Origin of the sequence: Citrobacter sp. C1 (assembly GCF_014596895.2) — a bacterium.
Lineage (GTDB): Bacteria > Pseudomonadota > Gammaproteobacteria > Enterobacterales > Enterobacteriaceae > Citrobacter > Citrobacter gillenii.
The window spans coordinates 1,373,501-1,398,970 of sequence record NZ_CP115035.1 but is presented as its reverse complement, the minus strand read 5'-3'; the positions used below and the strand labels follow the sequence as shown (position 1 = coordinate 1,398,970).

14 protein-coding genes are annotated in these 25,470 nt (G+C 53.0%); all 14 read right to left on the bottom strand.

Going from position 1 to position 25,470, the window contains the following annotated elements:
• Positions 1 to 3: 3 nt before the first annotated feature.
• The 14 genes from IB214_RS06610 to pbpC all read right to left on the bottom strand — a co-directional run bounded on the left by IB214_RS06610 (position 4) and on the right by pbpC (position 25,469).
• Positions 4 to 8,106 carry a DUF823 domain-containing adhesin gene (locus IB214_RS06610; protein ID WP_223240280.1) on the bottom strand — a complete coding sequence of 2,701 codons (8,103 nt, stop codon included), beginning with the start codon at positions 8,104 to 8,106 and terminating at the stop codon, positions 4 to 6.
• A gap of 157 nt (positions 8,107 to 8,263) precedes the next feature.
• Complete coding sequence (locus IB214_RS06605) at positions 8,264 to 9,229, bottom strand: SinI family autotransporter-associated protein (RefSeq protein WP_117343511.1); 966 nt, start codon at positions 9,227 to 9,229, stop codon at positions 8,264 to 8,266.
• A gap of 56 nt (positions 9,230 to 9,285) precedes the next feature.
• A complete protein-coding gene (gene sinH / locus IB214_RS06600) occupies positions 9,286 to 11,478 on the bottom strand; it encodes an intimin-like inverse autotransporter SinH (protein ID WP_117343510.1) in 2,193 nt (730 codons plus the stop codon).
• Positions 11,479 to 11,670: 192 nt separating this feature from the next.
• Positions 11,671 to 11,892 (bottom strand): zinc ribbon domain-containing protein, encoded by a 222-nt coding sequence (locus tag IB214_RS06595; RefSeq protein WP_115257789.1) that lies wholly within the window; start codon positions 11,890 to 11,892, stop codon positions 11,671 to 11,673.
• 177 nt (positions 11,893 to 12,069) lie between these two features.
• A complete protein-coding gene (locus tag IB214_RS06590) occupies positions 12,070 to 13,614 on the bottom strand; it encodes a peptide MFS transporter (protein WP_115257788.1) in 1,545 nt (514 codons plus the stop codon).
• 296 nt (positions 13,615 to 13,910) lie between these two features.
• A complete protein-coding gene (gene der / locus IB214_RS06585; protein ID WP_115257787.1) occupies positions 13,911 to 15,383 on the bottom strand; it encodes a ribosome biogenesis GTPase Der in 1,473 nt (490 codons plus the stop codon).
• A gap of 116 nt (positions 15,384 to 15,499) precedes the next feature.
• Positions 15,500 to 16,678 (bottom strand): outer membrane protein assembly factor BamB, encoded by a 1,179-nt coding sequence (bamB, locus tag IB214_RS06580; protein ID WP_096756176.1) that lies wholly within the window; start codon positions 16,676 to 16,678, stop codon positions 15,500 to 15,502.
• 10 nt (positions 16,679 to 16,688) lie between these two features.
• Positions 16,689 to 17,309, bottom strand: coding sequence for a YfgM family protein (locus IB214_RS06575; protein ID WP_096756175.1), 621 nt, complete (start codon positions 17,307 to 17,309; stop codon positions 16,689 to 16,691).
• Between the two features lie 13 nt (positions 17,310 to 17,322).
• Positions 17,323 to 18,597 carry a histidine--tRNA ligase gene (hisS, locus tag IB214_RS06570; RefSeq protein ID WP_096756174.1) on the bottom strand — a complete coding sequence of 425 codons (1,275 nt, stop codon included), beginning with the start codon at positions 18,595 to 18,597 and terminating at the stop codon, positions 17,323 to 17,325.
• A gap of 110 nt (positions 18,598 to 18,707) precedes the next feature.
• Positions 18,708 to 19,826: a flavodoxin-dependent (E)-4-hydroxy-3-methylbut-2-enyl-diphosphate synthase gene (gene ispG, locus IB214_RS06565; RefSeq protein WP_096756173.1), complete on the bottom strand. Its 1,119-nt coding sequence runs from the start codon at positions 19,824 to 19,826 to the stop codon at positions 18,708 to 18,710.
• A gap of 26 nt (positions 19,827 to 19,852) precedes the next feature.
• Positions 19,853 to 20,854: a cytoskeleton protein RodZ gene (gene rodZ, locus IB214_RS06560; RefSeq protein ID WP_115257785.1), complete on the bottom strand. Its 1,002-nt coding sequence runs from the start codon at positions 20,852 to 20,854 to the stop codon at positions 19,853 to 19,855.
• A gap of 283 nt (positions 20,855 to 21,137) precedes the next feature.
• A complete protein-coding gene (locus IB214_RS06555; protein WP_115257784.1) occupies positions 21,138 to 22,304 on the bottom strand; it encodes a bifunctional tRNA (adenosine(37)-C2)-methyltransferase TrmG/ribosomal RNA large subunit methyltransferase RlmN in 1,167 nt (388 codons plus the stop codon).
• Positions 22,305 to 22,596: 292 nt separating this feature from the next.
• The gene (gene ndk, locus IB214_RS06550) at positions 22,597 to 23,028 is read right to left on the bottom strand and encodes a nucleoside-diphosphate kinase (RefSeq protein ID WP_044714626.1); all 432 of its coding nucleotides are present in this window, start codon (positions 23,026 to 23,028) and stop codon (positions 22,597 to 22,599) included.
• A gap of 137 nt (positions 23,029 to 23,165) precedes the next feature.
• Positions 23,166 to 25,469 carry a peptidoglycan glycosyltransferase PbpC gene (gene pbpC / locus IB214_RS06545; RefSeq protein ID WP_117343559.1) on the bottom strand — a complete coding sequence of 768 codons (2,304 nt, stop codon included), beginning with the start codon at positions 25,467 to 25,469 and terminating at the stop codon, positions 23,166 to 23,168.
• Position 25,470 lies beyond the last annotated feature (1 nt).

Below are 25,470 nucleotides of genomic sequence, written 5' to 3'. Positions count from 1 at the left end.
GAGCTACTGCGCGCAGGTCGCGAACCCTGCCGTTTTACCCGCATCGATAGTGCAGTTTTCACTGCCGCTTGACTGGTTTACCGCACAGTAGTTCTTCGTCCCTTTCGTTTGCGAAAGATAGCTGTAGCTCGATGTTGTCGGCCACCCGATAGTGCTGAATACCGAATGCAGCGCCAGTAAATCATCCGCCGTGGACGCTTTCTGCAAGCTGCCACACTGGGCTGCCAGATCCCAGGTGCTGGAATCAATGGTATGTGCCATCGCCCAATCCTCTTTATTCATGGTGATATGAAGCGGCGGCGTGACACCGGAAGGCAATTCAGCAAGCAACAATGGGCGTTGTAACGTTTTACCGTTCGTGCTGACGGTATCAGGCATATTCCCCCAGAATTTCGCTTTATCTGTATCCGGGCTGGTCAGCACATTAAAGATGCCATCCAGTGACGCATGGATATTCGTGTCATTGACCAGAGCTGCTGTCAGCGACGTTTTCAACCCCAGGCTCTTATCCTGACTCAGAGTAAAGGTCGCTATACCATCAGCCCCCGTGGTTCCGGTAAAGATGCTGGCGGTATTGCTCATGTCTATGGTCGAGCTGGATGGCGTGACCTCACGAAGAACTAAATCATCCGCCCCCATCTCCGCCTCAACGTCACCATCGGTTATTACCACGCCCGCCCGGTTTGTCGAATCGCCTCGAGAGAGAGTAAAGCTGGCATTAGCGACTGGATTACCGCTGGTATCTTTTACCGTAACGGTCAGCGGGATAGTCTTGCCTTTCTCCGCTACCGCCGACGCCTTCGCCGTATCCATCGCTGTCGAGGTCAGCGTAATAGCTGCCGCAGTAATTCGAGGTTCAACCAGACAAACCTGCGCACCTTTGGTACTTGATGAACTGGTAGATCCACCACCGCCAGTGCTCAGCATAATATATTGGTAGTTTCCGGTATTTGCCTGTTTATCTCCGGCCCACCAGGGTTCATTGGAGCCACTAGGCCAGCCGTAAACGGTACCGACACCACCTGAAACGCTAAGGTTATCGATAAATAACGTTTCCATGTCACTCTTCAGCGGTTGATACGCCTTATCGCAGCCTGTCGCACCTGCGATATCCGTATTTCCGGCGGTGACCAGAGGCCAGACTTCGTTGTTATAAGTATACGTGCTGCTGTACGATGCCATTTCAGCGGCGAGCAGCGGGCGTCGGAAGGCAACACCTGCACTGTTGGTCGCGGTTTCTGGCATATGGCCCCAGTACGCGGCTTTATCGGTATCCGGGCTGGTCACGACAGTAAATATCGCATCCAGCGCGGAGGTTGGCGTTGGATAAGTCCCTAATTTCGCCGTAATCGTGGTCTTAAGCCCCATAGCATCATCCTGGCTCAAACTAAATGTGGCGGTGCCGTCGGCCCCCGTCACGCCGCTATAGGTGCTGGCCTTAGTGCCCAGCACCGTGGTCGCAGGTGTTGGCGTCAGTTCCTCTAGCGCAAGATCGTCCGTCGCCCCTTTGTTATCGGTGGTCTTCACCAGGCCACTGCGCGATATGCCGTCGCTACGCGAAATGGTAAAGGCGGCATTCGCGGCTGGGCTGCCATTCACATCTTTCACCGTGACGGTCAGCGGGATGATTTCGCCTTTTTTCACCTTAACGTACTGACCCGCTTCATCGAAAACACTGGATGTCAGTTCAATCGTTGCCGGTTGCGGCGCATGAGGCGTCGTTCGGCAGGCTTGCATCTGCATCGTGGTCGACGACGTCGTGGCATTACTCGTACCCGTGCTTAAATTAAGGCTTTGATATTGGCCTGTACTGGATAAGTCTACTGCCCACCAGTTTCTGCCCGACGACAGTGGCCAGCCATAGGTAGTTTCCAGTTCAGTGTTCGGGTATTTATTATACAGCGCCTGCAAATCGCTCAGCAGCGGTTGGTAGGTAGGATCACAGCCCGTTGCCCCTGCAGTTTGAGCTTGAACAGCCGTTGGATGCGCCCAATATTCATTGTTTTTATTATAGAAGCCTACGCCTGATGGAACTTCTGACTGTAATTTTGGACGCGTATAGGTGACGCCGTCCGGCCCTTCAACCGTCTCCGGCATATGGCCCCAGCGGAAAGCCGTATCGACGTCCGGGCTGGTCAAGACGGTAAAGATACCGCCAACACCCTCGGTCGAGACATTGTTGTCCACAATCACTGCATAGAATTCGGTTTTCAACCCCGTCGTACTATCCTGGCTCACATTGAGCTGAACTTTACCGTTACTGTCAGTCGTGCCATACCAGTATGTCGGTGACAAATTGTATTTTTGCGTCACAGCATCCGACGCTGGCGAAACCGGTTCTAAAAGTGTGTAGGATTCCGCAAGCGTATCGTTTGTGGAGGAACCTGGTGCATTTCGAAAATTTGAAAGCCCACGGTAAAATTTAATACTCACACCCACCTGAGGCTGCCCAGCATTATCGGTGATGCTAATTGTCAGTGGGATTTTCTCACCTTTTTTCGCCAGGTATCCCGCTTTGTTCGCATCCCATAACAAGCTGGAGGTCATCGCAATATTTAGCGTTCTTGGCTCCATGCGACACAACTGCAAAGCTGCCTGAGAGCTCGCTTGCGTATTCTCGCCCGAGTACAAATTAATACGTTGTGTCATCACGCCGGTATGGGCAGCATTAGTGACTACATTGCCAGCAATCCACACAAGCGACGTGCTGTTTACCGGCAAGCCAAACTGCGTCATCAGCTCACCGTTCGGGTGGTCGCTTTGCAGCGTCGCCAGATCGCTCGCTGAGGCGGTGCTCATCTGATCGCACTGTACTAAATACGCCATGTTCGTTGTTGAGTACCAGACTTCTCCGTCCCCGGTCAGCGAGTATGCTGTCGTGTTGCTTGTCGACGAGAGCTCTGCTCGCAGCAGCGGACGTTTAAATTCAACGTTTTTACTGTTGGTAAACGTCTCGGGCATATGACCCCAATATTTCGCGATGCTGGTATCCGGGCTAGTAATTACCGTGAAAATGGCATTTTTACTGTCCGTTACTTTACTGTCATCCGCCAGCGTCGCACTAATGGTTGTTTGCAGACCAGTAGTGCTATCTTGCGTGATGTTAAACGTCATGAGTCCTTGGGCATCTGTCTGTACGTAAAGGTATTTTTCTTTAGTATCCAGCAGAGTGCTGACCTGGCCTGAAGAAATATCACTCAGTGTGATATCGTCTGCGTTGTTAGTGGTATAAATCACGTTCGCACGGGTTTTGGCATCACTACGGGTAATCTTCACCAACGCATTGCTCACCGGTAGTCCGGTTGTATCGGTAACCATAACAGTCGCGGCAATCTTCTCGCCTTTTTTCGCTTTCGCGATGCCTGTCGTTTCATCTTCATTGGCAAGCGTCAGCGTTAGCTTGCTGGCAAGCTGGCGCGGTGAGGCAAGACAGGTTTGCATGTAATAGGTTGATGTACTGGTTGTGGATTTAATATCCGCAGCACTCAATAGATTGACTGCCGCATACTGTAACTGGCTAGCATCCTCAGACAACACAGAATCACCAGACCACCAGTACTGACTATCGCTGACGGCGCCGTTATTGCTCATCGGCCAACCGTTGATAGTACGCATTGCTCCGTCAGGATAGCGGGTGTACAGCGTCTGCAAATTCGCCGTGATTGGCAAATTGCTACGTCCGCAACCGTTAGTACCTTTCCAAGCCTCACTGGCGGTGAGCATTCCCCACGTTTCACCTTTATCATAACTGCCATTGACGATAGTCACCGTTTTACCCGGTGTAGCGCTAAACTCGCTCGACAACAGCGGGCGTTTATACACCAACCCTGCACTGTCAGTCACCGTTTCGGCCATATGCCCCCAATAGTTGGCTTTTGCCGTATCCGGGCTGGTCACTACGGTAAAAATCGCTGATAAAGACTGACTGGTGTTGGTGATATTCTCAATCGATGCCTGTAATGGCGTACTGAATCCCGCGCCACCGTCTTGGTTAATATTCAGCGTAACCGTCCCATCGTCACCGGTGGCCGTGTAGTACTCAACGCCGCTATCAATGCCAGTGCCCTGGTTAATCTGAATAGCTGCGGCTTCAGTCGTGTTAACGTCCTGATTACTGCGCCCCACGCTGTCACCGCGTGTAAAGATAACCGGCGTATTGCCCACCGGATTACCGCTGTCGTCGAGGGTGGTAATAACAATCGGGATGGTTTCACCTACTTTCGCTTTGGCGAAGCTGTCGCTCTCTTTATAGAGCGTTGAGGTCAACGTCAGATGCGTTGCCGTAGAATGCGCACTCTGCAAACAGGAGAAATAGAGCTTTTCGCTCCACAATTGCGACGTGATGCCGTTATCGCGCAGGTTGAGCGATTTAACATAGCGATTATCCGTTGCGCGGCTGAGATCGGCGGTGCTGTTTTGGTAGTTTTTTCCATCCAGCGGCCAGCCCTGCTGTGTATTCATCGCTCCGCTCGGCCACCCCGAATACAGCGACTGCAGGTCTGCCAGTGTCGGAACATAAGCCGCACCACAAGCAGTAGAAATCGAGTGGAAATCTACGGTTCCCCAGGCTTCATTATTTTCAGTTACGCTACCTGCGGTAACGCCGCTGGCAATTTCAGCCAACAACAGTGGACGCTTAAATACTGCACCGTTCGCCGCCGTGACGGTTTCCGGCATATGCCCCCACATAGCGGCTTTATCGCTATCCGGGCTGGATACCACGGTGAAGATGGTGTCCAGACTGTCGCTCACACTGGCGTTGTCATACAACGTGGCGGTTATCGCGACTTTGGTGCCATGGGTATCCGGACGGGTAACGCTAACCGTTTTGCTACCATCATCGCCAGTAATGCCGCCAATTTTTGTCACCGTATCATTCAGTGATTCACCATCAATCACCACGGGTGACACAATACCATCACCGCTACCGGCAATATGTTTGCTACCCTGGCGCGTATATCCATCGCCGCGACTCAACACAAACGGCACGCCAGGCAACGGATTACCGCTGGCATCTTTTACCGTCACCTTAAGCGCCAGCGTATCGCCCTTTTTCACCTTAGCCGCCTGCACAACATCGCTCCACTGCGCAGGGGTTACCGCCTCAATGGTAATAGTGGAGGCAACGGGGTTATCACTGGCAAGACAGCTGGTATAGACAGAGGCGTTACCGCCGGTACTTTCTGCGCCACTGGCTAGCGACATCATTTTCCACGTGGTCTCACTGGCAAACGTCGCCGACCAGTATGATTGAGCCACCGGCCAGCCTTGGACATTGTGCATAGATCCACTGCTGTTGGCGTTATACAGCGCACTGAGTTGATCGGCGCGAGGCAAGCGGTTTGCCGCACATCCACCAGCCCCGGTACTGCCCGCCGCATCGGTATGCGTGATGCGCGCCCACGTTTCGTTATCTTCCTCCTGAGTTCGCGTTGCAGTGACCTCTGTTGCCAGCTTAGGCCGCTCAAATGTCAGGCCATCTGCGGTCACCGTATCCGCCATGTGGCCCCACATTTCCGCATTTGCCGTGTCCGGGCTGGTCGATACCGTAAACTTCACACTACGCGCTATCGGCGTTGTGATGAGCGAATTGACGGGGACAATGCTCAGTTGAGTCAGTAACCCAACTCCCTGCGGTTGCTCGATGATAAGCGTCGCGTTACCGCTGTCATCAGTCATTCCCTGATACATCATAGAGGCCTGAGATGAGCCAAAAGACTCGCCGCCCATCACCAACGTACCATCAGTTGCATCGATATAACCTGCAGTCAGTCCGCTACGGTTTTTACCGTGTGCCATCGTGACGGTAAACGCCGCATTAGGGACAACCAGCCCGTTCAGCGCATTGACCGAGTGCACCGTCATGGTTATCTGCTCACCCACCTTCGCCACCGCCTGACGTAGATTGGCATCACCATTCATCGACACGTCTAGCTGTGTAACCAGTTCGTTGCCAGAGCAGCTGAGATAGTTGGGCTCTGTACCGCTAAACATCGCATCGGTGCCGTTCGCGAGATTGACGTGCGCAGTCTGAGTACCGTCGGTATCAGCGGAAATATAGCTATGGCTGGCAGTTGGCCAACCATAATTGGTCAGCATGGCGTTGCCAGAGTGGGCCGAATAGAGCGCATCCAGAATCACCTGCCCCGGCACTTGCCCCACACCACACTGTGCGGTCGCCGCAGTGACGGAATTAAAAGTCGCCCAGTCCTCATGATTCTCAACGGTTGAACTGGTATTTGCCGTTGCCTCACCCGCTAGCAGTGGTCGTTTGTAGATATTACCCGCCTCAACAACGCCCTGCATATGACCCCACATGCGTGCCTGCGTAACATCCGGACTCGTTACTACAGTAAAGATGACGTTAGCCGTGGATTCGGTGCCATCCGCCAGTACCACACGCAGCGGTGTCAGAACGCCTGCACCGTTGTTCTGCGTTAACTCCAACGACAGCTGGCCGTTGGCGTCGGTAATACCATGGTAATGATTCGGCGTACCGGAACCTTCAATGCCCACCAGCACCGGATTGTCATCCCAACCGTATTTAGCCCCTTCAGCCTGAGCCTCGGTATTGGTTTGCCCCTTACGGTTCTGCTCATCACCGACAAACAGATCAAAATAGCGATAAGGCAGTGCTGAACCGGTCTCTTTATCGGTAATGGTGATTCTCATACTGATAGAGTCCCCCACCGGCACCTTTGCAGCATTCAGACTGCTATCCATATTATCCAGCGTCAACGTCAACGCAGGCGTCACGTCCGGCGAGGCTTTATCGACACAGCTCACCACTGATGTTGTCGTATCGGGTTCTTCAACAACACGACGGCTGAACATATTGACACCTAAGTGATTCGTCGCCAGCGTCCCTGCCGACGATGACCAATACTCATTGGTACCCGCCACCGGCCAACCCAACTGGTTCGCCAGATCGCCGCGAGCAATTTTCAACCCCATTAACTGACGCGCATCGGGTAAAATGTCACAGTGTTCATCGGCACCACTCCAGTTAAATAGCGCCCAGGCCTCGTTATTTGCACTCACGGTCCCGCTTGTACCTTCTGCTTCTGCCGCGAGCTTCGGTCGAGTGAAGGTATAGGTTTCACCTTCCACATCCGCGCTGGAGGTTTCCGCCATATGCCCCCACATATTGGCATTGGTGCTATCCGGGCTGGTTAGTGTGGTGAAAATCACATCAACGCTAGCTTTCAACGTGGAGGCATTGGCCGGAGAAACCGTCAGCGGAGTTTTGACGCCAGGGCCATTCGCCTGCGTGATTACAACGCTGGCGTTACCATTAGCATCAGTGGTGCCGTGATATTCCGTTGTCGTGGTGGTCAGTTCGGTGTCGCCAACATGCACGGGTGCAGTATTATTCACGGTATTCTGGCGGTTCAGTGCATCGCCACGGGTGATTACAAATGCCGTATTACCTACAGCATTACCCTGACAGTCATGCGTGGTGACCGTCAGCGTGATGCTCCCGCCCACATTCACCTTTGCAGCTTTCAGCGTTTCGTTGTAATTATCCGCCGTTACCTTCACTGGATCGCCAGCCGCGGCGGTAATCGTTACCGGAATTTTCTGCTCTAGCAGGGTGGTGGCATTGCTGAAGGGGGTACCCGTGATCGTTTGCAGATATAAAGCAGCCGGCGAGGATGAATCATCGTTCTCAATTTTCGGCCAGATTACATAGTTTTTCCCAGCCATATTCTGCGCACAGAATGTTTGATTGGCGACAGGCTGCGGATTGAGTGGCTCATCCGGAGTCGCAGCATCGGCCCAGGTTAGGGCAACGTTCGGCGTTTTCTCTTCCCAACGAACGGGCGGTACCGCAAAAATATCGCCTTCGGTATCCAGAGGATTAACGAGCTGCAGCGCGCTAGCCGTATCGTCGGTGTTGAAGTCACGCGGCATAGCACTAAAATTAATGGTGTTGGTTTCATCTGACTTGAGCTGAATACTGCCCTGATAGACAGGGATCGTGACACCGTCGGCCAGCGGCACAGTACCGTTGATTGCATCGGTTGAGGTGTTCACTTCCTGCCAGGTACCGCTTTTCAACGCACCGGACACTGGCGCAGAAAAACTGCTGAACATTAACAGCATGATCAATAAAAAGTGGGAAATCCCTTCCCTGCGCAGACTGCCATCCATAAGCTATATCCACCTGTATTTGCTCTGTATTCAACATCTTTTGCTTAACCGTTAGCTAAGCAAAAGACGCGGAAAAGACCATCCCTTTGCAGGGATGGTCGGGTAAGTATTATTTGCGTTGATAATCGATAGACAGTCCGTAACCCTGCACGCCATCGTTGCCAAGGGTAACACCACCGCTTTCGCCGTTGTCGAAGGCACTCTTCGCTTCGGCATTGGTAACCGGAACCACCAGATCGGTGTTGTTATAGGTACTGCTGACAAGACCGCCCGCCGCGACCAGTTGCTTACTGTTGCCGGTAAATTTCCAGCGGTAGTTGTAATCGCTGGTAACGTCTTCACCGGTATCGTAGGTGCCGTTACTGTTTTTATCTTTCCACAGCAGAACTTTATAGGTGGTATTGGTTTTAAGTGTAGTCGCCGTACCCAACAGGTTAGTCGTCGAACCTGACTCGTAAACCACCACTTTCACGTTTTCATCAACCACTGGACCTTCCGGAATATCATCATCGTCCGCACCGCCGCCCGCGTTGGTAGAAAGGTCACCGAGCAGCAGTACGGTGGCAGCGTTGGGATCCCCGGTGGTGGTGGTTGGTATCATTTTGATACCGAGATAATAGTCGGCATCATCGGCCTGAATTGTGTAGCTATCCTGCCCGGTTGTTCCGCTAATCTCTGCCGCATCCGAACCATCCTGGTTCTTAGAACGCACCCAAACCATTGTCGCTTTGGTGGCGGTATTGTTGGCGTCAAGGTCACCTTCCGTATCGCCAATCGCCCAGTTGAGCGTCACCTTATCGCCCACGTGGAACTGCTTGTCACCTTCGCTGATGACCGTACGACTAGCGCGTTCGACAGTGACCGTCACATGATCTTTGTCGGTATCTGTAGTTTTATCTGCCGCGCGAGTGATCCACGGTACAGTCCCCTGAATCGTCCCCGTGCTGTCGGAAACAATCTGCCATTGTCCACTCTTAAGATTGCCATTTGCCGCCATAGCCGGAACGGAACAATATCCTGCGACTACCAGTGCCAGAGCGACCTTAGTTAGTCGACGTTTTACGATTTGCTGCATTAAGACTCTCCTTTTCTTTATGTTTCAGCGATTGGCCGCTCAGCCACTACGCTGTGCTATTTCTGGCTATACGAAACCCGTATGCCGTATCCCTGAACGCCATCCTGGACATTCGCGCCAAATTTCTGCGCGGCCTCTTTGTTGGTTGCAGGAAGAACTAGATCTTCATTGGTGGTATTTGACTCGGCGCCGGTATGCCCATGCGTGCTCTGCCCAGTGAACTCCCACTGGTAGTCATACTGCGCCATTTCTTCTTCCGTCAGCTGCTCTGACATCTGGAATACGCTATCGCTGTTGGCATCACGCCAAAGCGCGAAGCGGTAGGTATTATTGAGCGTGGGGTGTTGTTGTTCTTTGCCCATCAAATTGACCGGCTGTGCGGCTTTTACTTGATAGATGATACCGCTGACACCACCGGAGTCACTTCCCAGAAAGGTAACGTCAACATAGTTACTGTCGCCATAAACATCCGTATTTGCTTTCCAGCGGTAGGTTCCAGGCAACGTACTCGACAACGTAACCGTACCCGCCGTTTTGTCTCGATTAGCGATAAATACACAGGGGTTTTCTACAGTACACGCCGTCGTCGACAGCGCGACTTTTTTATCATTGCTGTCGTACAGCTCAGGGGTCATTACGTCATCAACCAGCTCGTTGCCATTACGGTCGGTGGTATCACCATTCGAATCGGTTAACAGCACGTCCAGCACCACGCCATCAGCACCATCAGCCTGTGCACTGGCAGCGTGGCTGTGATCGGTACGATCGGCATCAGCGATATTATCGACAACCAGCTCAATCCGGCGGTCCTGCTGCACGGTAATTTCCGCAATGCCCGAGTTCTGTTTGTTCCCCTTATCATCTTCCAGGGTGATGCGGACTTTCCAGGTATTCAACGTCGTGCGTTCTTCTTCTGTGCTGGCATTGATCCACGCTGGTAGCACCAAATTCCAGCGGTTATTGTTACCTTCTGTGAGCATGTTCGCTTTTACCACCGGCATCACCAGCGTGCGGTTGGCGTTGTTTTTCGCCTGCCATGAGGCTGTAATAATTTTATAGCGATGGTTAATGAGCGCGTTGATCGTCCATTTACATTTCTCCAGGCCAATACCGGCTTCCGGTTTGTCCTGAATGACACATTCTGGGTTTTCGTTGGTTTCATCGGCTTTCAGCCACAGAGTGACATCCAGCGGATCCTTTTCGCGGTATTCCAGAACGATAAAGTTATTACGATCGACAAAATCGGTGCGGCTTCCAGCCAACGAGTGCTGGGTTTTCACATTTTCGGGATCAAGCTGTGCTGCCAGCGGAGTACCAAACTGGTAGGTCATTGATGCCGTTACGCTTAAGTCAGTATTGTCTCCCGTACCAGCCTTATAATCTGCCGCCAGCGTAAGTAAAGGAACCGGTGTGTAACTCATTCCAACGGTCACAGCGTGCGGATTTTTTTGCAGGTTATCTGTCCCGAACAGCGCGACCTCATCACCATAATACTGCTCATAAATCAGTTTGCCGCCAAGCTGCGGATAGAATGGTAGCCACGCCTCTGTCCGCACGTCCCAGCCTTGAGCCGGACGTTCTTCGTAAAACTCAAAATCTTCGGAATCTTTCCAGTCCGACAGAGGATGGTAATAGTTTCCGGAAAAACGCAGAAAATCGGTCCACGCCTCGCCACCTAAACCCAGACGGCGGTGACCACGCGTAAAATCGTAGTCATAAAACACGTTGCTCCCCAGCAACCACGCCCCTACATTCTGACGCACGCCGAACCCCACGTTACCAATGGTACGATCTTCTTTTCGCTGGGCTGAAAACTGACTAAAAAACAATGTGCTTTGGGTATCGTACCAGGGAACAAAATAATCCAGCGAACTACCTTCCAGATCCCCCCCTTCACCAATTGCCAGGTTGGTACGCACTTTGCCATAGGGCGACATTAATGATTCAATTCCAGATTGTGCAGACGAAGTCATTTGCCCCTGAAAATAGCTACGGGCCTGAGATTCAAGCGCTTCTGGTGTTAGATTATCAAACCCTTGCGTGGCAGAATTAATAAAATAGTCAGCGCTTTTTTCTGTATATGATTTTCCGAGATTCTCTTGTTCTTTTTTTTGCGCTGAGTCACTGGCTAAATCAGGTAATGAGGTTTCACTCACTTTTTCAGCTACTGGAGATACACTGGTGCCTGAGGCTGAAACAACGCCACCATAAAGTAACACGAGTATGAGAATGCGCATCCATTGCGCCATACGACAACCATCCTTGAGTTTATCGCAATAACTAAAATATAATATTGTTTTATATCGAGAAATTCACTCCGGCTTACAATGTAAATATCAATTCATTACGCGAATGAATATATAAACATTCTAAATATTGCCTACTATCGATAATATCAGACATAAAAATAAGTAGGCAAATTAGAAACTCTAAATTTACTTTTAATTATTATTAATGAAAAATTCGACGCGTTTCTTCGAAATAAGTCCATGCCCATGCGGACAAAAGTAGTCCACAGCACCGCAGGCTTTTAATATCTGGAGTTGCTGATGACACTCCGGACAACGCGCTTCAAGCTGAATATCTTTATGACAGTTTTCGCAGTGCGCCGCTCCGTTTTGTGGCTCTACTGGTGTATGACAATCCGGGCAAGTAACCGACATGATAACTCCTTGAGATAATTTTCACTGTCTGGATTTTAACACGATTCACCGAATGAATGAGACCGACGCCGATGCGGACACCTCAAATGGTGCAAAGATGCGGTAGTGATAAACAGGGGATGGTGTGGTATGGGCTGGATTGCCGGGGCATAACGCCACCCCGGCGAAATGGAGAGATTACTTCGCGTTAGCTGCCGGTTTAGTCTGGGTATTTTCCAGCATACGGCGGATCGGAACAATGAGGACGATCAGGACCGCGGCGCAGATAAGCAGCGCAATGGAGCAACGCGCAAACAGGTCTGGCAGCATATCCAACTGGTCAGCCTTCACGTGACCACCAATCAGGCCTGCGGCCAGGTTACCCAGCGCGCTTGCACAGAACCACAGCCCCATCATCTGACCACGCATTCTTTCTGGCGCCAGCAGCGTCATGGTCGCCAGACCAATTGGGCTCAGGCACAGTTCGCCGAGCGTCAGCATCAGGATACTGCCCACCAGCCAGAATGGAGAAACGCCCGCGCCGCCATTTGTCAGCACATCCTGCGCCGCCAGCATCATTATGCCAAAGCCTGCCGCCGCACAGAGAATGCCGATAACAAACTTGGTGATACTGCTTGGGCGAATGTTCATGCTCGCAAGTTTAGGCCACGCCCAACTGAATACCGGCGCAAGCAGGATGATAAACAGGGCGTTAATCGACTGGAACCACACGGCCGGGATTTCAAAGTCCCCGATCATACGGTTAGTGTAGTCGTTGGCAAACAGGTTAAACGAAGTCGGTTTCTGCTCAAACGCAGACCAGAAAAACGCCGCAGAAACCAGCAATATAAAGCAGACCAGCAGTCTGGCGCGTTCTTTACGGTTCAGGCCCGCAAAGACAAACAAGTAGATGAAATAACAGGCGACGGATGCCGCAATCACGTACACCAGCATGCTGGCTACCGCAACCGGGTTAATCACAATCACACCCTGCGCAATCAGCGTAACAACGACGGCCACACCCGCAGCCAGCGCGAGTAACCACGCCCCGACACCGTTTTTCTTCGCTACCGGGTTGTTCCAGGTGGAGTCCAGCCCCACTTCGCTATCGTAACGTTTCATCGCCGGTACGGCAAAGATACGGAAGATAATCAAAGCTACCAGCATCCCGATACCGCCAATACCAAAACCCCAGTGCCAGCCATGCGTTTTAATCAGCCAGCCTGAGATCAACGGTGCTATGAATGAACCGATGTTGATACCCATATAGAACAGCGAGAAACCGCCATCACGGCGCGCATCGCCTTTTTTATACAGCGTACCGACCATGACCGAAATACAGGTCTTAAACAGACCAGAACCCAGCACGATGAACATCAGGCCGATAAAGAACAGGTTGTTACCCATGATGGCAGAGAGCGCAATCGACAGGTGGCCGAGCGCAATCAGAATAGAGCCATACCATACCGCTTTCTGCTGGCCGAGCCAGTTATCCGCCAGCCAGCCCCCCGGCAGTGCAGCGAGATACATGGTACCGGCAAATATACCGACAATCGCAGAGGCATTTTCACGCGCCAGCCCCATTCCACCGTCATAAACGGTGGCCGCCATAAATAAGATCAGTAACGGACGGATGCCGTAAAACGAAAAACGCTCCCACATCTCCGTGAAAAATAGCGAGCCTAGCGGATAGGGATGGCCGAAGAACGTTCGGCTTTCTTGTGGTTGAGTAGACGGTTGCATAATTCTCCTGAAAAGATATGTGTTGTGCGAGTAAACACCACGCTGTACGCCGGCCAGTTATGTATCTGGTCGATTTTTTTACAGGTAGCGAAAAGTTAATTAGCCATTTGAGGGTCTGGAGCCAGTTTTGTCTAGTACCAACCCCTGCACTTTAAGATGAAAATTCGACAATTGTCTACTTTCTTAGATTTAAACTTGGTCAAAAAAGAATAGTCATTGACATTATACAGACACACAGGACTATAAACAGACGAAAAAAACCCGCGACAAGCGCGGGTTTTCATAATCAGCAAGGGTTACTTACTTTTTTTAATATGTTGAATCAAACGCTTACGCTTGCGCATTTGTGTTGGCGTCAACGTATTACGCTTATTCGCATACGGGTTTTCCCCTTCTTTGAACTGAATACGGATCGGTGTACCCATCACTTCCAGCGACTTACGGAAGTAGTTCATAAGATAACGTTTGTAGGAATCAGGCAGGTCTTTAACCTGGTTGCCGTGAATCACCACAATTGGTGGGTTATAGCCACCAGCATGCGCATATTTCAACTTCACACGACGACCGCGCACCAGCGGCGGCTGGTGATCTTCTGTCGCCATGGTCATGATGCGGGTCAGCATCGCGGTACTGACGCGGCGGGTTGAGCTGTCATACGCTTCACGCACTGACTCAAACAGATTACCCACACCACTGCCGTGCAGCGCAGAGATAAAGTGCACGCGGGCAAAATCGATAAAGCCCAGACGGAAGTCCAGCGTCTCTTTAACCTGCTCTTTCACTTCCTGGGTCAGGCCATCCCACTTGTTGACGACGATGACAAGTGAGCGCCCACTATTGAGAATAAAGCCCAGTAGCGACAGATCCTGATCGGAAATACCTTCGCGGGCATCAATCACCAGCATCACCACGTTGGCGTCTTCAATCGCCTGCAGCGTCTTGATAACGGAGAATTTTTCTACCGCTTCGGTAATTTTTCCGCGCTTACGCACGCCTGCAGTGTCGATCAGCACATATTCGCGACCGTCACGTTCCATCGGGATATAAATACTGTCACGCGTGGTTCCCGGCATATCGTAAACCACCACGCGGTCTTCGCCGAGAATACGGTTAGTGAGTGTGGACTTACCGACGTTCGGACGCCCGACAATCGCCAGTTTGATTGGCAGATCCTGCGGATTGAAGTCGTCTTCAGGCTCCTCTTCACCGTTTTCTTCGGCTTCCAGCTTCGCCCAGTATTCCGCGTCTTCATCCACTTCTTCCTGCGGCGCTACGTCATCCATCCACGGCAGCAGAACGTGCTCCAGCAGGCTGAGAACACCACGACCGTGAGAAGCTGCGATCGGGTGAATTTCACCTAACCCCAGCGAATAAAAATCAACCACCGCCTGATCCGGATCGAGTCCGTCAGTTTTGTTGGCGACCAGGAAAGTCGGTTTTTGGCGCGAACGCAGATGTTTGGCGATGGCTTCATCTGCCGGCATCAGGCCAGCACGCGCATCAACCATGAACAGCACAACATCCGCTTCTTCGATGGCTAGCAGCGACTGTGCAGCCATGCGGGTTTCTACCCCGTCTTCGGTGCCATCAATACCGCCGGTATCAACACAGATAAACTCGCGTCCTTCAATCTCAGCACGACCGTACTTACGGTCACGAGTCAGACCCGGGAAATCCGCAACCAGCGCATCTCGGGTGCGAGTTAGACGGTTAAATAACGTGGATTTGCCAACGTTAGGGCGCCCGACAAGCGCGACCACAGGTACCATGTTTAAAGCCTCATTTAAAAAATCATCAGACAACGGACGTATTTTTACGCCATTGTTAAAAACAGGAAAACGGCCCCTGCACCAGGAGCCGTTTTTCAAAGCGAGCGGCAGGACGATTAACGCGTAATTGAATACAGCGTACCGTCTTTCGCCTGGATCAGCAGTTTACCATCAGCCGATACTGGCTCGGTCAGGAAACCGGAGCTGTCGACTTTCTGCTGGGCCACAAAGCGGCCATCATCAATGTTAATCCAGTGCAGATAGCCTTCGCTATCGCCGACAACCAGATTGCCATTATACAGCGCCGGAGACGTCAGCAGACGGTGAAGCAGATCGCTCTGCGTCCACAGCGTTACGCCGCCGTCAGTGGTTAACGCCAGCACGCGGTCATTCTGATCTACCAGATAGATACGGTTGCCATCGACGATGAAATCATTCACCGAGCCGAGTTCACGTTTCCACATAACCTGGCCGCTGCGCAGATCCAGCGCCGTCAGGTTACCATTATAAGCCAGGGCGTACACAACGCCATTAACGATAACCGGCGTGGTGTCAACATCACTCAGACGATCGATTTCTGTTGGACCGGTCGCCTGAGAAATACGTTGCTGCCAAATCATCTGGCCCTGTTGCATCAGCACAGCGCTCACGCGACCGTTATCACCGCCGACAATCGCCGCACCAAAAGCGCTAGCCGGGGCTGATTCGCCGCGTAACGAAAGCGATGGCATATCCAGGTTGACGGTCCATTTGACGGCACCGTCAGCTTCGTTTAACGCCTGCAGTTGACCGTTGCTGGTGTGAATCAATACCACACCATCACTCACCACCGGGCGAGACAGCGCTTCACCGGCAACACGAGTCTGCCAGGCAATAGTACCGTCGCTGGTATTAAGCGCATAAACCTGGGCTTTTTCGCTGCCGATATAGACGTGACCACCGGAAACCGTCACACCACCAGAAAGCTGTGCAGAGACTCTAGAGAACCAGCCGTCTTTTTCCGCCAGATTGACGGACCAGACTTCTTTGCCATCATCCGCGTTCAGAGCTTTAACGACGCCTGTACGATCCGCCGCATAGACAACGTTATCTGCCAGCGCAGGATGAAGATTGGAATAGAAATCACCAATACCGTTACCTACAGACGTGCTCCAGGCTGTAGACGGAGTAAACTGGTTTTCAACCACCGGTAATGGGGACATCTTAACGACATCTTCTTCGCCACCAAACAGTGAACAGCCGCTTAATAGGGTAACGGAAAGCAGCCCTGGCAGAAGTAATTTACGCAATTGCATCGGGTCCCTCTCAGATGGACAAATTATTGATTTTCATCTGCATCATTTCGCTCAGAGCAGGAGAGGCTTCGCTTTTTACACCCGCTTCCCATGCGCTACGCGCGCCTTGTTTATCGCCTTTGCTCAGCAACGCTTCGCCACGCAGATCGGCGACAATGGCCGCCCACCCTTCACCTTTAATGGTGTCGAGCGTTTTCAGCGCGGTATCCGCTTGTTTAAGCTGAACTTGCACACGCGCAAGACGCAGATTAATCACCGCTTTGAGATTCTCATCGCTGGTCGCCGCCAGTCCTTGTTGCAACTGGGTAGCGGCTTTCTCAAGTTCGTTTTGATCAACAAACTGCTGCGCCAGTTCCATCGACGCTAACGCGCCGTAGGTATTTTTGTTCTCTGCGGCAAATTTCTCTGCGGCAGGAATGCTGTCCTGCTTACCCGCACTGACCGCAGTCACTGTATTTTGATACGCCAGAGAAGCAGAGCGTGTGGACTCCGTCTGATGGCTGGTCCAGTAACGCCAGCCAACCAGTGCGCCAACCCCTAAAATAACCCCAACCACCAGCGCTTTGCCATTTTCGGCAAAGAAGCGTTTTACCGCATCAACCTGGTCGTTTTCGTTCTCGTAAATTTCCACGCTGTCCTTCTCCTTAGCAAGTCAAAGTGCGCAAATGCGCGGCAACGCTATCCTGCGCTACTGCCGTTTGCTCACCAGTGCGCAAATCCTTCACTACAACAGTACCGTCAGCCACTTCGGACTCACCCAGTACCAGTGCAACGCGAGCGCCCCACTTATCGGCGCGAGCAAACTGTTTCTTAAAGTTGCCGCCACCGTGGTTTGTCATCAGTTTTACGCCCGGAACTTCATCGCGCAGACGTTCAGCCAGCGCCATTGCCGCCGACTGCGTATCTGTACCTGAAGCGATCAGGTATATATCGACAACAGGAGAAGCAATAAATTCCGGATTAACTGCCTGAACTAACAAAACAAGTCGTTCCAGACCCATCGCGAAGCCAACCGCTGGCGTAGCACGACCGCCAAGTTGCTCGACCAGACCGTCATAACGACCACCCGCACACACGGTACCCTGCGAGCCCAGGCTGCTGGTGACCCACTCAAATACGGTACGGTTGTAGTAGTCGAGACCACGAACCAGTCGTTGGTTAACGGTGTAAGCAATACCTGCTGACTCCAGCAGCGTACACAGACCGGCGAAATGCGCGCGTGAATCCTCATCCAGGTAGTCGCCCAGAGCCGGAGCGTCGTTGAGCAGAGCCTGCACTTCCGGATTTTTGGAATCGAGTACACGCAGCGGGTTGGTATACATGCGACGCTTGCAATCTTCGTCCAGTTTGTCTTTATGCTGTTCCAGGTACGCCACCAATGCATCTCGGTAGTTAGCACGGGCTTCCAGAGAACCGATGGAGTTCAGTTCAAGGCTAACATGCTGAGAAATACCCAGTGCACGCCACCAGCGAGCGGTCAGCATAATCAGCTCAGCATCAATGTCCGGGCCTTGCAGGCCAAACACTTCGACACCCAGCTGATGGAATTGGCGATAGCGACCTTTTTGCGGGCGCTCGTGGCGGAACATCGGTCCGATATACCACAGACGCTGTTCCTGATTGTACAGGAGACCATGTTCGATGCCGGCGCGTACGCAGCCAGCCGTTCCTTCAGGACGCAAAGTCAGGCTATCGCCATTACGGTCCTCAAAGGTGTACATCTCTTTTTCAACCACGTCGGTCACTTCACCGATCGCGCGTTTGAATAACGGGGTCTGCTCTACAATCGGCAAGCGGATTTCACTGTAACCGTAGCTGCCGAGCACGTTTTTAAGAGTGCCTTCAATGCGCTGCCAGATGGCGGTTTCGCCAGGCAGATAATCGTTCATGCCGCGAATGGCTTGAATGTTTTTTGCCACGTTTATTCTCTTTATGGATATAAAAATGAACCCTCAGCGCTAACCCGAACAATGCGGGCGCCATGCGGGTTCAATCATACACGGGAAGCACGCCGCTTCCCATCACGTTGTTATTTTTCAACCTGCTGCACGTCAATTCGACGCGCTTCGTCCAGGATGCTGGCTTTGGCACGAATACGGGCTTCTAGCTGGGTAATCATATCGTCGTTATCGATACGATCCTTACGTACACCGTCTTCATACAGGCCGCTTTTCTTGTTGCCACCCGTCACGCCGAGCGTGGAAACCAACGCTTCACCAGGACCGTTTACCACACAGCCGATGATCGAAACGTCCATTGGCGTGATGATGTCTTCCAGACGTTGCTCCAGCGCGTTAACCGTGCCGATGACGTCAAACTCCTGACGAGAACAGGTTGGGCAGGCGATAAAGTTGATCCCGCGCGCGCGAATGCGCAGCGATTTCAGAATATCGAAGCCTACTTTGATCTCTTCTACCGGATCGGCCGCCAGAGAAACGCGCAGCGTATCGCCGATCCCTTCTGACAACAGCAAACCCAGGCCAATCGCGGACTTCACCGATCCGCTGCGTGCGCCACCGGCTTCGGTGATCCCCAGATGCAGCGGCTGATCGATCTGTTTGGCTAACAGACGATAAGATTCAACGGCAAGGAACACATCAGAGGCTTTAACGCTCACTTTGAACTGGTCGAAGTTCAGACGATCGAGATGATCCACATGACGCATAGCTGATTCCAGCAGCGCCTGCGGCGTGGGTTCGCCGTATTTTTCCTGCAGATCTTTTTCCAGCGATCCGGCGTTAACGCCGATGCGGATAGGAATGTTGTTATCGCGAGCGCAGTCCACCACCATGCGAATACGCTCTTCATTACCGATATTGCCGGGGTTGATACGCAGACAGTCGACCCCGTATTCCGCTACTTTCAGCGCGATACGGTAGTCAAAGTGAATATCGGCAACCAGCGGGACTGTGACTTGCTGTTTGATAAGCTTGAACGCTTCTGCAGCATCCATTGTCGGTACAGAGACTCGGACAATGTCAGCCCCAACGCGTTCCAGCGCTTTGATTTGATTGACCGTCGCCGCCACATCCGTTGTCCGCGTATTGGTCATAGACTGTACGGCGATGGGCGCGCCATCACCAATCGGCACATTCCCAACGTAAATGCGTGTCGATTTTCTACGTTGAATTGGAGCCTGATTATGCATTAAAAAATCTCCCGCATTGCCGTCTGTTACTGAGCCGCTGGTTGTTCGGCATTTACGGTCAGACGCGCAACCTGGTTAGTTCTGATAAAACGACTCAGGTCGACAGGTTTACCCTGGAACTGAATCTGCACTGCTGCCGGTGCACCAATTTTCAGTTTGTACGGTGCCTGGCCGACAAGATTTAACGTGCCATCTTTACGCTGCATACCGCTAAACAGTTTTTTACCGGTCGCATCACTGACTTCCAGCCAGCAGTCGGCGGTAAAATTCATCACCAGCGCGTTAGGATCGGCGGCAGGTGTTGTCACACCCGCTTGATCGGTCGGCAAAGGTGCCGCCGTAGCCGGTGAGGTTGGCGCCGTTGTCGCTGTGTCTACGTTGGCCTGAGACGGTGCCACTACCGCATTCTGTTGCGCATCTGCAGCAGGTGCTGGCACTGTGGCAGCGTCAGGTGCTGACGCTGCGTCTGCCGCCGCGCCATCATCCGGCGCGGGGGGAGTCATATCCTGACTTGCCGCAGCGCTGGTATCTAACGGCACGCTCTGGGCACTGTCTTTGCCCGCATTTAGCTCAGCGGAGGATTGATCGGCCATCGTGGTGATCTCTTCCTGCTGCGCTTTATGATTCTGCCACCACCAGGCGCCAGTAAGTCCAACCACGACAAACAGTACCAGCCAGGTAAAGGTCATCAACCAGCCATCACGCTTTTTGCGGCGCTTACCGAGCGAGAAACTCTGCATCGGCGCCACTTTGGCTGGGCGAATCGGAGCCTGTTTTTCCAGCCCTGGCAACAGTTCTTCTTCAGGAATATGCACCAAACGCGCATAGGAACGGATATACCCGCGCAGAAACGTTGAAGCGAGATCGGCTGGCGCCTTATCTTCTTCAATATCGCGTACCGTGGAGACCTTCAGGCACAGTCGTTCCGCGACGGCCTGTTGGCTGAATCCGAGTTGTTCACGGGCATTGCGCAGGCGAACGCCGGTGGAGAGTGCTTCATTTTTGTCGTGCGTGGCTTCAGTATTCATTCGCTACAGCTGCGTAAATATGGGCTCTGGCGCCGGTGAGCCACAATGCTCACCCACACCGCGAAACATCTGGTCAGTTAACCTTGGTCAGACAGTATAAAACGGTCAGACTATCAATGACAAAACAGCGTAAACCTGAGGGCTAAACTCTTGTTGGGCCGCTACATACTGCCTTAAAGTCGACGAAAACGCACCGTTAATATTGACCTGATGAGTATAACAAATGACCGTATGTCACTTACATTGCACTACGGTACATTAATTATACCGTAGTGCACCAACATCAAACGGTCTTGATGTCGATAGCATCACCCTGCATGCGCTTGCGCAGAGTACGCTTGGTACGGTCAATGACGTCACCCGCCAGCTGACCGCAGGCTGCATCAATATCGTCGCCGCGTGTTTTACGCACGATGGTCGTGAAACCATAGCCCATCAACACTTTGGAGAAACGATCGATACGGCTGTTAGAACTCCGTCCGTACGGCGCGCCCGGGAACGGGTTCCATGGGATCAGGTTAATCTTACACGGCGTATCTTTCAGCAGCTCCGCCAGCTGATGCGCGTGCTCGGTACCGTCGTTAATGTGATCTAACATCACATATTCGATGGTGACGCGGCCCTGGTTGGCGTTCGACTTCGAAATGTAGCCTCGTACCGACTCAAGGAACGTAGCAATATTGTACTTTTTGTTGATCGGCACGATTTCGTCACGGATTTCATCGTTCGGCGCATGCAGGGAAATCGCCAACGCAACGTCAATCATGTCGCCCAGCTTATCCAGTGCAGGGACCACGCCGGAAGTAGACAGCGTAACACGACGTTTTGACAGCCCAAAACCGAAGTCATCAAGCATGATTTCCATCGCCGGAACCACGTTGGTCAGGTTCAACAACGGTTCGCCCATGCCCATCATGACCACGTTGGTGATAGGACGCACGCCCGTTGCCTTCACCGCACCGACGATTTTCGCCGCGCGCCAGACCTGGCCGATGATTTCCGACACCCGCAGGTTACGGTTAAAGCCCTGTTGCGCCGTAGAGCAGAATTTACACTCTAATGCACAGCCGACCTGTGAAGACACACACAGGGTGGCGCGATCGTCTTCCGGGATATACACGGTTTCTACGCGCTGGTCGCCAACGGCAATGGCCCATTTGATGGTGCCGTCAGACGAACGCTGCTCTTCCACCACTTCCGGGGCGCGAATTTCAGCGACTTCTTTCAGTTTGTTGCGCAGCACTTTGTTGATGTCAGTCATGTCATCAAAGTTGTCGCTGCAATAGTGGTACATCCATTTCATGACCTGATCGGCACGAAACGGCTTTTCGCCCATCTCTTTGAAGAATTCGCGCATCTGCTGACGGTTCAGATCCAGCAGGTTAATTTTTCCATTTTTATTTGGAACCGCAGCAATGACGACTTCAGAGGTGTTAACTAATTCAGACATAATTTTTTCCGGCCTCGTTGTTACACGTTATGGCCCGTGGAGGGTTGATAAAAAGAAACGCCCCGGCAAGCGGTCTGCTCTTCCGGGGCGTTGCATTGTACAAAGTCTGGCGCAGGGATGCCACGTTTGCACGAAGCATTAGCGAAAATAATATGTAAATGCTAATTCATCTCCAAAGGATTTCGCGTCGCAGGAAGACGGTAAGTTCGAGCATCCCCGGGAGCATAGAAAACTATGTGACCGGGGTAAACGAACGCAGCCAACGCATCGGCGACGTGAAAGACGCAGGAGATCAGCGAGTACGCGGGCAAACCTCGCCTTCGCCAAAGAAATAGGCGATTTCACGCGCCGCAGATTCGACGGAGTCGGAACCGTGGGTGCCGTTCTCGGTGAAGCTGTCAGCGTAATCTGCACGCAGCGTACCTGCCAGCGCATTCGCCGGGTTGGTTGCACCCAGCAGATCGCGGTGACGCTGAACGGCGTTTTCGCTTTCCAGAACGGAAACAACAATCGGACCAGAGGTCATGAATTCAACCAGACCATCAAAGAACGGTTTGCCGTCGTGCTCGGCATAGAAGCCACGCGCCTGTTCAACGGTCAGGTGCAGCATTTTAGTCCCCACAATTTTGAACCCTGCTGATTCAAAGCGTGCGAAGATGCTTCCAATAACGTTTTTTGCCACCGCATTTGGTTTGATGATGGAAAAAGTACGTTCAATAGCCATGATTACCTCTGAAAAAAATGTTTTGTTGTGGTTTACCTGGCGCGGATTATAAAGAGCATCCCGGCAATTGACTATTGATGAAGGTAACATTTCTTTAAAATAAGATGAATTTCAGCAACAAATAACATCAAGCTGGTCTACTGCAAAGCAAATCTCACCGTGGCAACCTGCCCGCCGTCATCCATAACCAACAGCTGGTACTCTCCTGCGACCGTTAAGCGCAGGGTCAGACTCCGCCCACGTTCTTCCAGCCGCTCACCGTTAAGAAACCACCAGGGTTCGCCTGTCCCACCGCTGGTTTGTAGCGGCACGGAGACCGCTGGTGAACCGGGTAAGCGTTTCACAATCGCGCCATCGCGAACGCCTGTCAACTGCAGCGGTAAAGAAGCGTCCTGCCCCAACGGCGGGCAGGTTGCGGAAACTGGCGGTAGCCGAGCGGCTCGCCGCTCGGATGGCGGCAGCCAGGGCTCCAGCGGCAACGGCCAGACAATTAACGTCTGTTCCCGCGCTTGCGGGCAGTCTGGCGCCACGCGTTTTTCTGACGCATCTAACCAGACGGGAAAACGAATACCGTTAACCCCTTCCTGCTCGGGTAATAACAGCGTAGGCGGCTGGCTACCGTCCAATAGCCAGGTGGCTAAACGACGACGACAGTTACCGTCCCCGTTGGGCAAAAATTGCCCACCCGGCCAGCACACCACGCTCCGGCTGACCGACTCTGGTCGCGGGTCTTCAGGCTGGTTTGTTCCACGAGCCAGCAGCATGTTGTTAACCTGATTCAGCAAAGGCACGGCGCTGGCAAAACCAAATTGCCCCACCACCGGCGTGCCGTCGGGTCTGCCGGTCCAGATGCCAATCACGTAACGTGAGTTAACACCAATCGCCCACGCATCGCGATAGCCGTAGCTGGTGCCCGTTTTCCACGCCAGCGGTACCACACGACTCAGGGCGTTATCCGGCAGGGGCTGCGCGTCGTCCGCCATAATCCGCCGGATAATCCACGCCGCACCAGCGGACATCAGCGGGCGTTCCAGCAGCGGGTCTTCCGGCTGCAGACGGAGCTTTCCTGCTTTTCCCTGACGGGCAAAGGCGCTGTACGCCGCGACCATATCTTCAAGCCTGGCTCCCGCGCCCCCGAGGATCAGTGACAGATTTGGCGCAGCCCCTGCCGGTAAATACAACGGTAACCCCACGTTACGCAGCCTGGCGGCAAAACGTTTCGGGCCGTAGGCTTCCAGTACCTGGACTGCCGGCAGATTCAGCGAGCGCACCAACGCCTCGCTCATGCTTACCGGGCCATGAAAACCGCTGTCAAAATTCCCCGGACGATAATCCCCGGTACGCCGCGGTACGTCCTGCAATAATGAGGCCGGGTGAACCAGTCCATCCTCCAACGCGAGTCCATAGACAAAGGGTTTCAGCACCGATCCCGGCGAGCGGATCGCGCTCACCATATCCACATGCCCAAAGCGGGTGTCGTCATTCATATCCACCGAGCCCACCCAGCCACGTACGCGCATATCGGTATGGTCGACCACAATCATCGCCAGCGAACTGCGCGCCGGAAGCCGCCCCTTCCAGTTTTGCGCCATCTCCTCCAGTTGACGTTGCAGCCCGGCGTCCAGCGTGGTGACAATTTTGTTGCTGCTGCTTTTGTTCAGCATCATGCGTGAGAATAACGGCGCCAATTGCGGCATCTGCCTCGGTGCCAGCCAGACCGGTTCTTCGCGTGATTCCTGCGCCTGTTTTGCCGACCAGACGCCCTGCGTCGCCATGCGATCGAGCACTTTATTGCGCGCGGCTTGCGCCCGATCCGGCCAACGGTCCGGACGCAGACGGCTCGGCGCCTGCGGCAGTACAGCCAGCAATGCGGCATCGGAGTAGCTGAGTTGTGCCGGTGATTTACCCAGATACGCCCAGCTTGCAGCACCAACGCCTTGCAGCGTCCCACCAAACGGCGCGCGGTTAAGATACAGCGTCAGGATATCGCGTTTGGAGAGATGCCATTCCAATTGGAATGCACGCCATAGCTGGCGAAACTTACCGCCAAAAGTGCGCGGATGTGGGTCGAGCAGCCTCGCCACCTGCATGGTGAGCGTACTGCCTCCGGAGACCACGCGCCCGGAGGTGAGATCCTGCCAGGCGGCGCGAAGCACAGAAAACGGATTGACGCCGGGATGTTTCCAGAACCAGCGATCTTCGTAGTTAATGAGCGCCTCAAGATAACGGGGCGAGACCTCTTCAAGCGTGACCGGATAACGCCAGATACCGTCCGCGTCGGCAAAGCGCCACAGCGGCGTCCCGTCCTGAGCCACCACTACTCGCGCAGGATTAACCTCATGCAGCGGCAACGGCCAGATTTTATCCGCCGTCCACACTGCTGCCCCTATCAGCAACGCAGCGGCTACCAGCCAGCCGCTGCGTTTAACCCACCGATGCATC

Bases quoted from the DNA above. Each gene is read 5' to 3' on its own strand.
- IB214_RS06610 (WP_223240280.1), bottom strand. From the start codon at position 8,106: ATGCTGTTAATGTTCAGCAGTTTTTCTGCGCCAGTGTCCGGTGCGTTG.
- IB214_RS06605 (WP_117343511.1), bottom strand. From the start codon at position 9,229: ATGCAGCAAATCGTAAAACGTCGACTAACTAAGGTCGCTCTGGCACTG.
- sinH (WP_117343510.1), bottom strand. From the start codon at position 11,478: ATGGCGCAATGGATGCGCATTCTCATACTCGTGTTACTTTATGGTGGC.
- IB214_RS06595 (WP_115257789.1), bottom strand. From the start codon at position 11,892: ATGTCGGTTACTTGCCCGGATTGTCATACACCAGTAGAGCCACAAAAC.
- IB214_RS06590 (WP_115257788.1), bottom strand. From the start codon at position 13,614: ATGCAACCGTCTACTCAACCACAAGAAAGCCGAACGTTCTTCGGCCAT.
- der (WP_115257787.1), bottom strand. From the start codon at position 15,383: ATGGTACCTGTGGTCGCGCTTGTCGGGCGCCCTAACGTTGGCAAATCC.
- bamB (WP_096756176.1), bottom strand. From the start codon at position 16,678: ATGCAATTGCGTAAATTACTTCTGCCAGGGCTGCTTTCCGTTACCCTA.
- ispG (WP_096756173.1), bottom strand. From the start codon at position 19,826: ATGCATAATCAGGCTCCAATTCAACGTAGAAAATCGACACGCATTTAC.
- rodZ (WP_115257785.1), bottom strand. From the start codon at position 20,854: ATGAATACTGAAGCCACGCACGACAAAAATGAAGCACTCTCCACCGGC.
- IB214_RS06555 (WP_115257784.1), bottom strand. From the start codon at position 22,304: ATGTCTGAATTAGTTAACACCTCTGAAGTCGTCATTGCTGCGGTTCCA.
- ndk (WP_044714626.1), bottom strand. From the start codon at position 23,028: ATGGCTATTGAACGTACTTTTTCCATCATCAAACCAAATGCGGTGGCA.
- pbpC (WP_117343559.1), bottom strand. From the start codon at position 25,469: ATGCATCGGTGGGTTAAACGCAGCGGCTGGCTGGTAGCCGCTGCGTTG.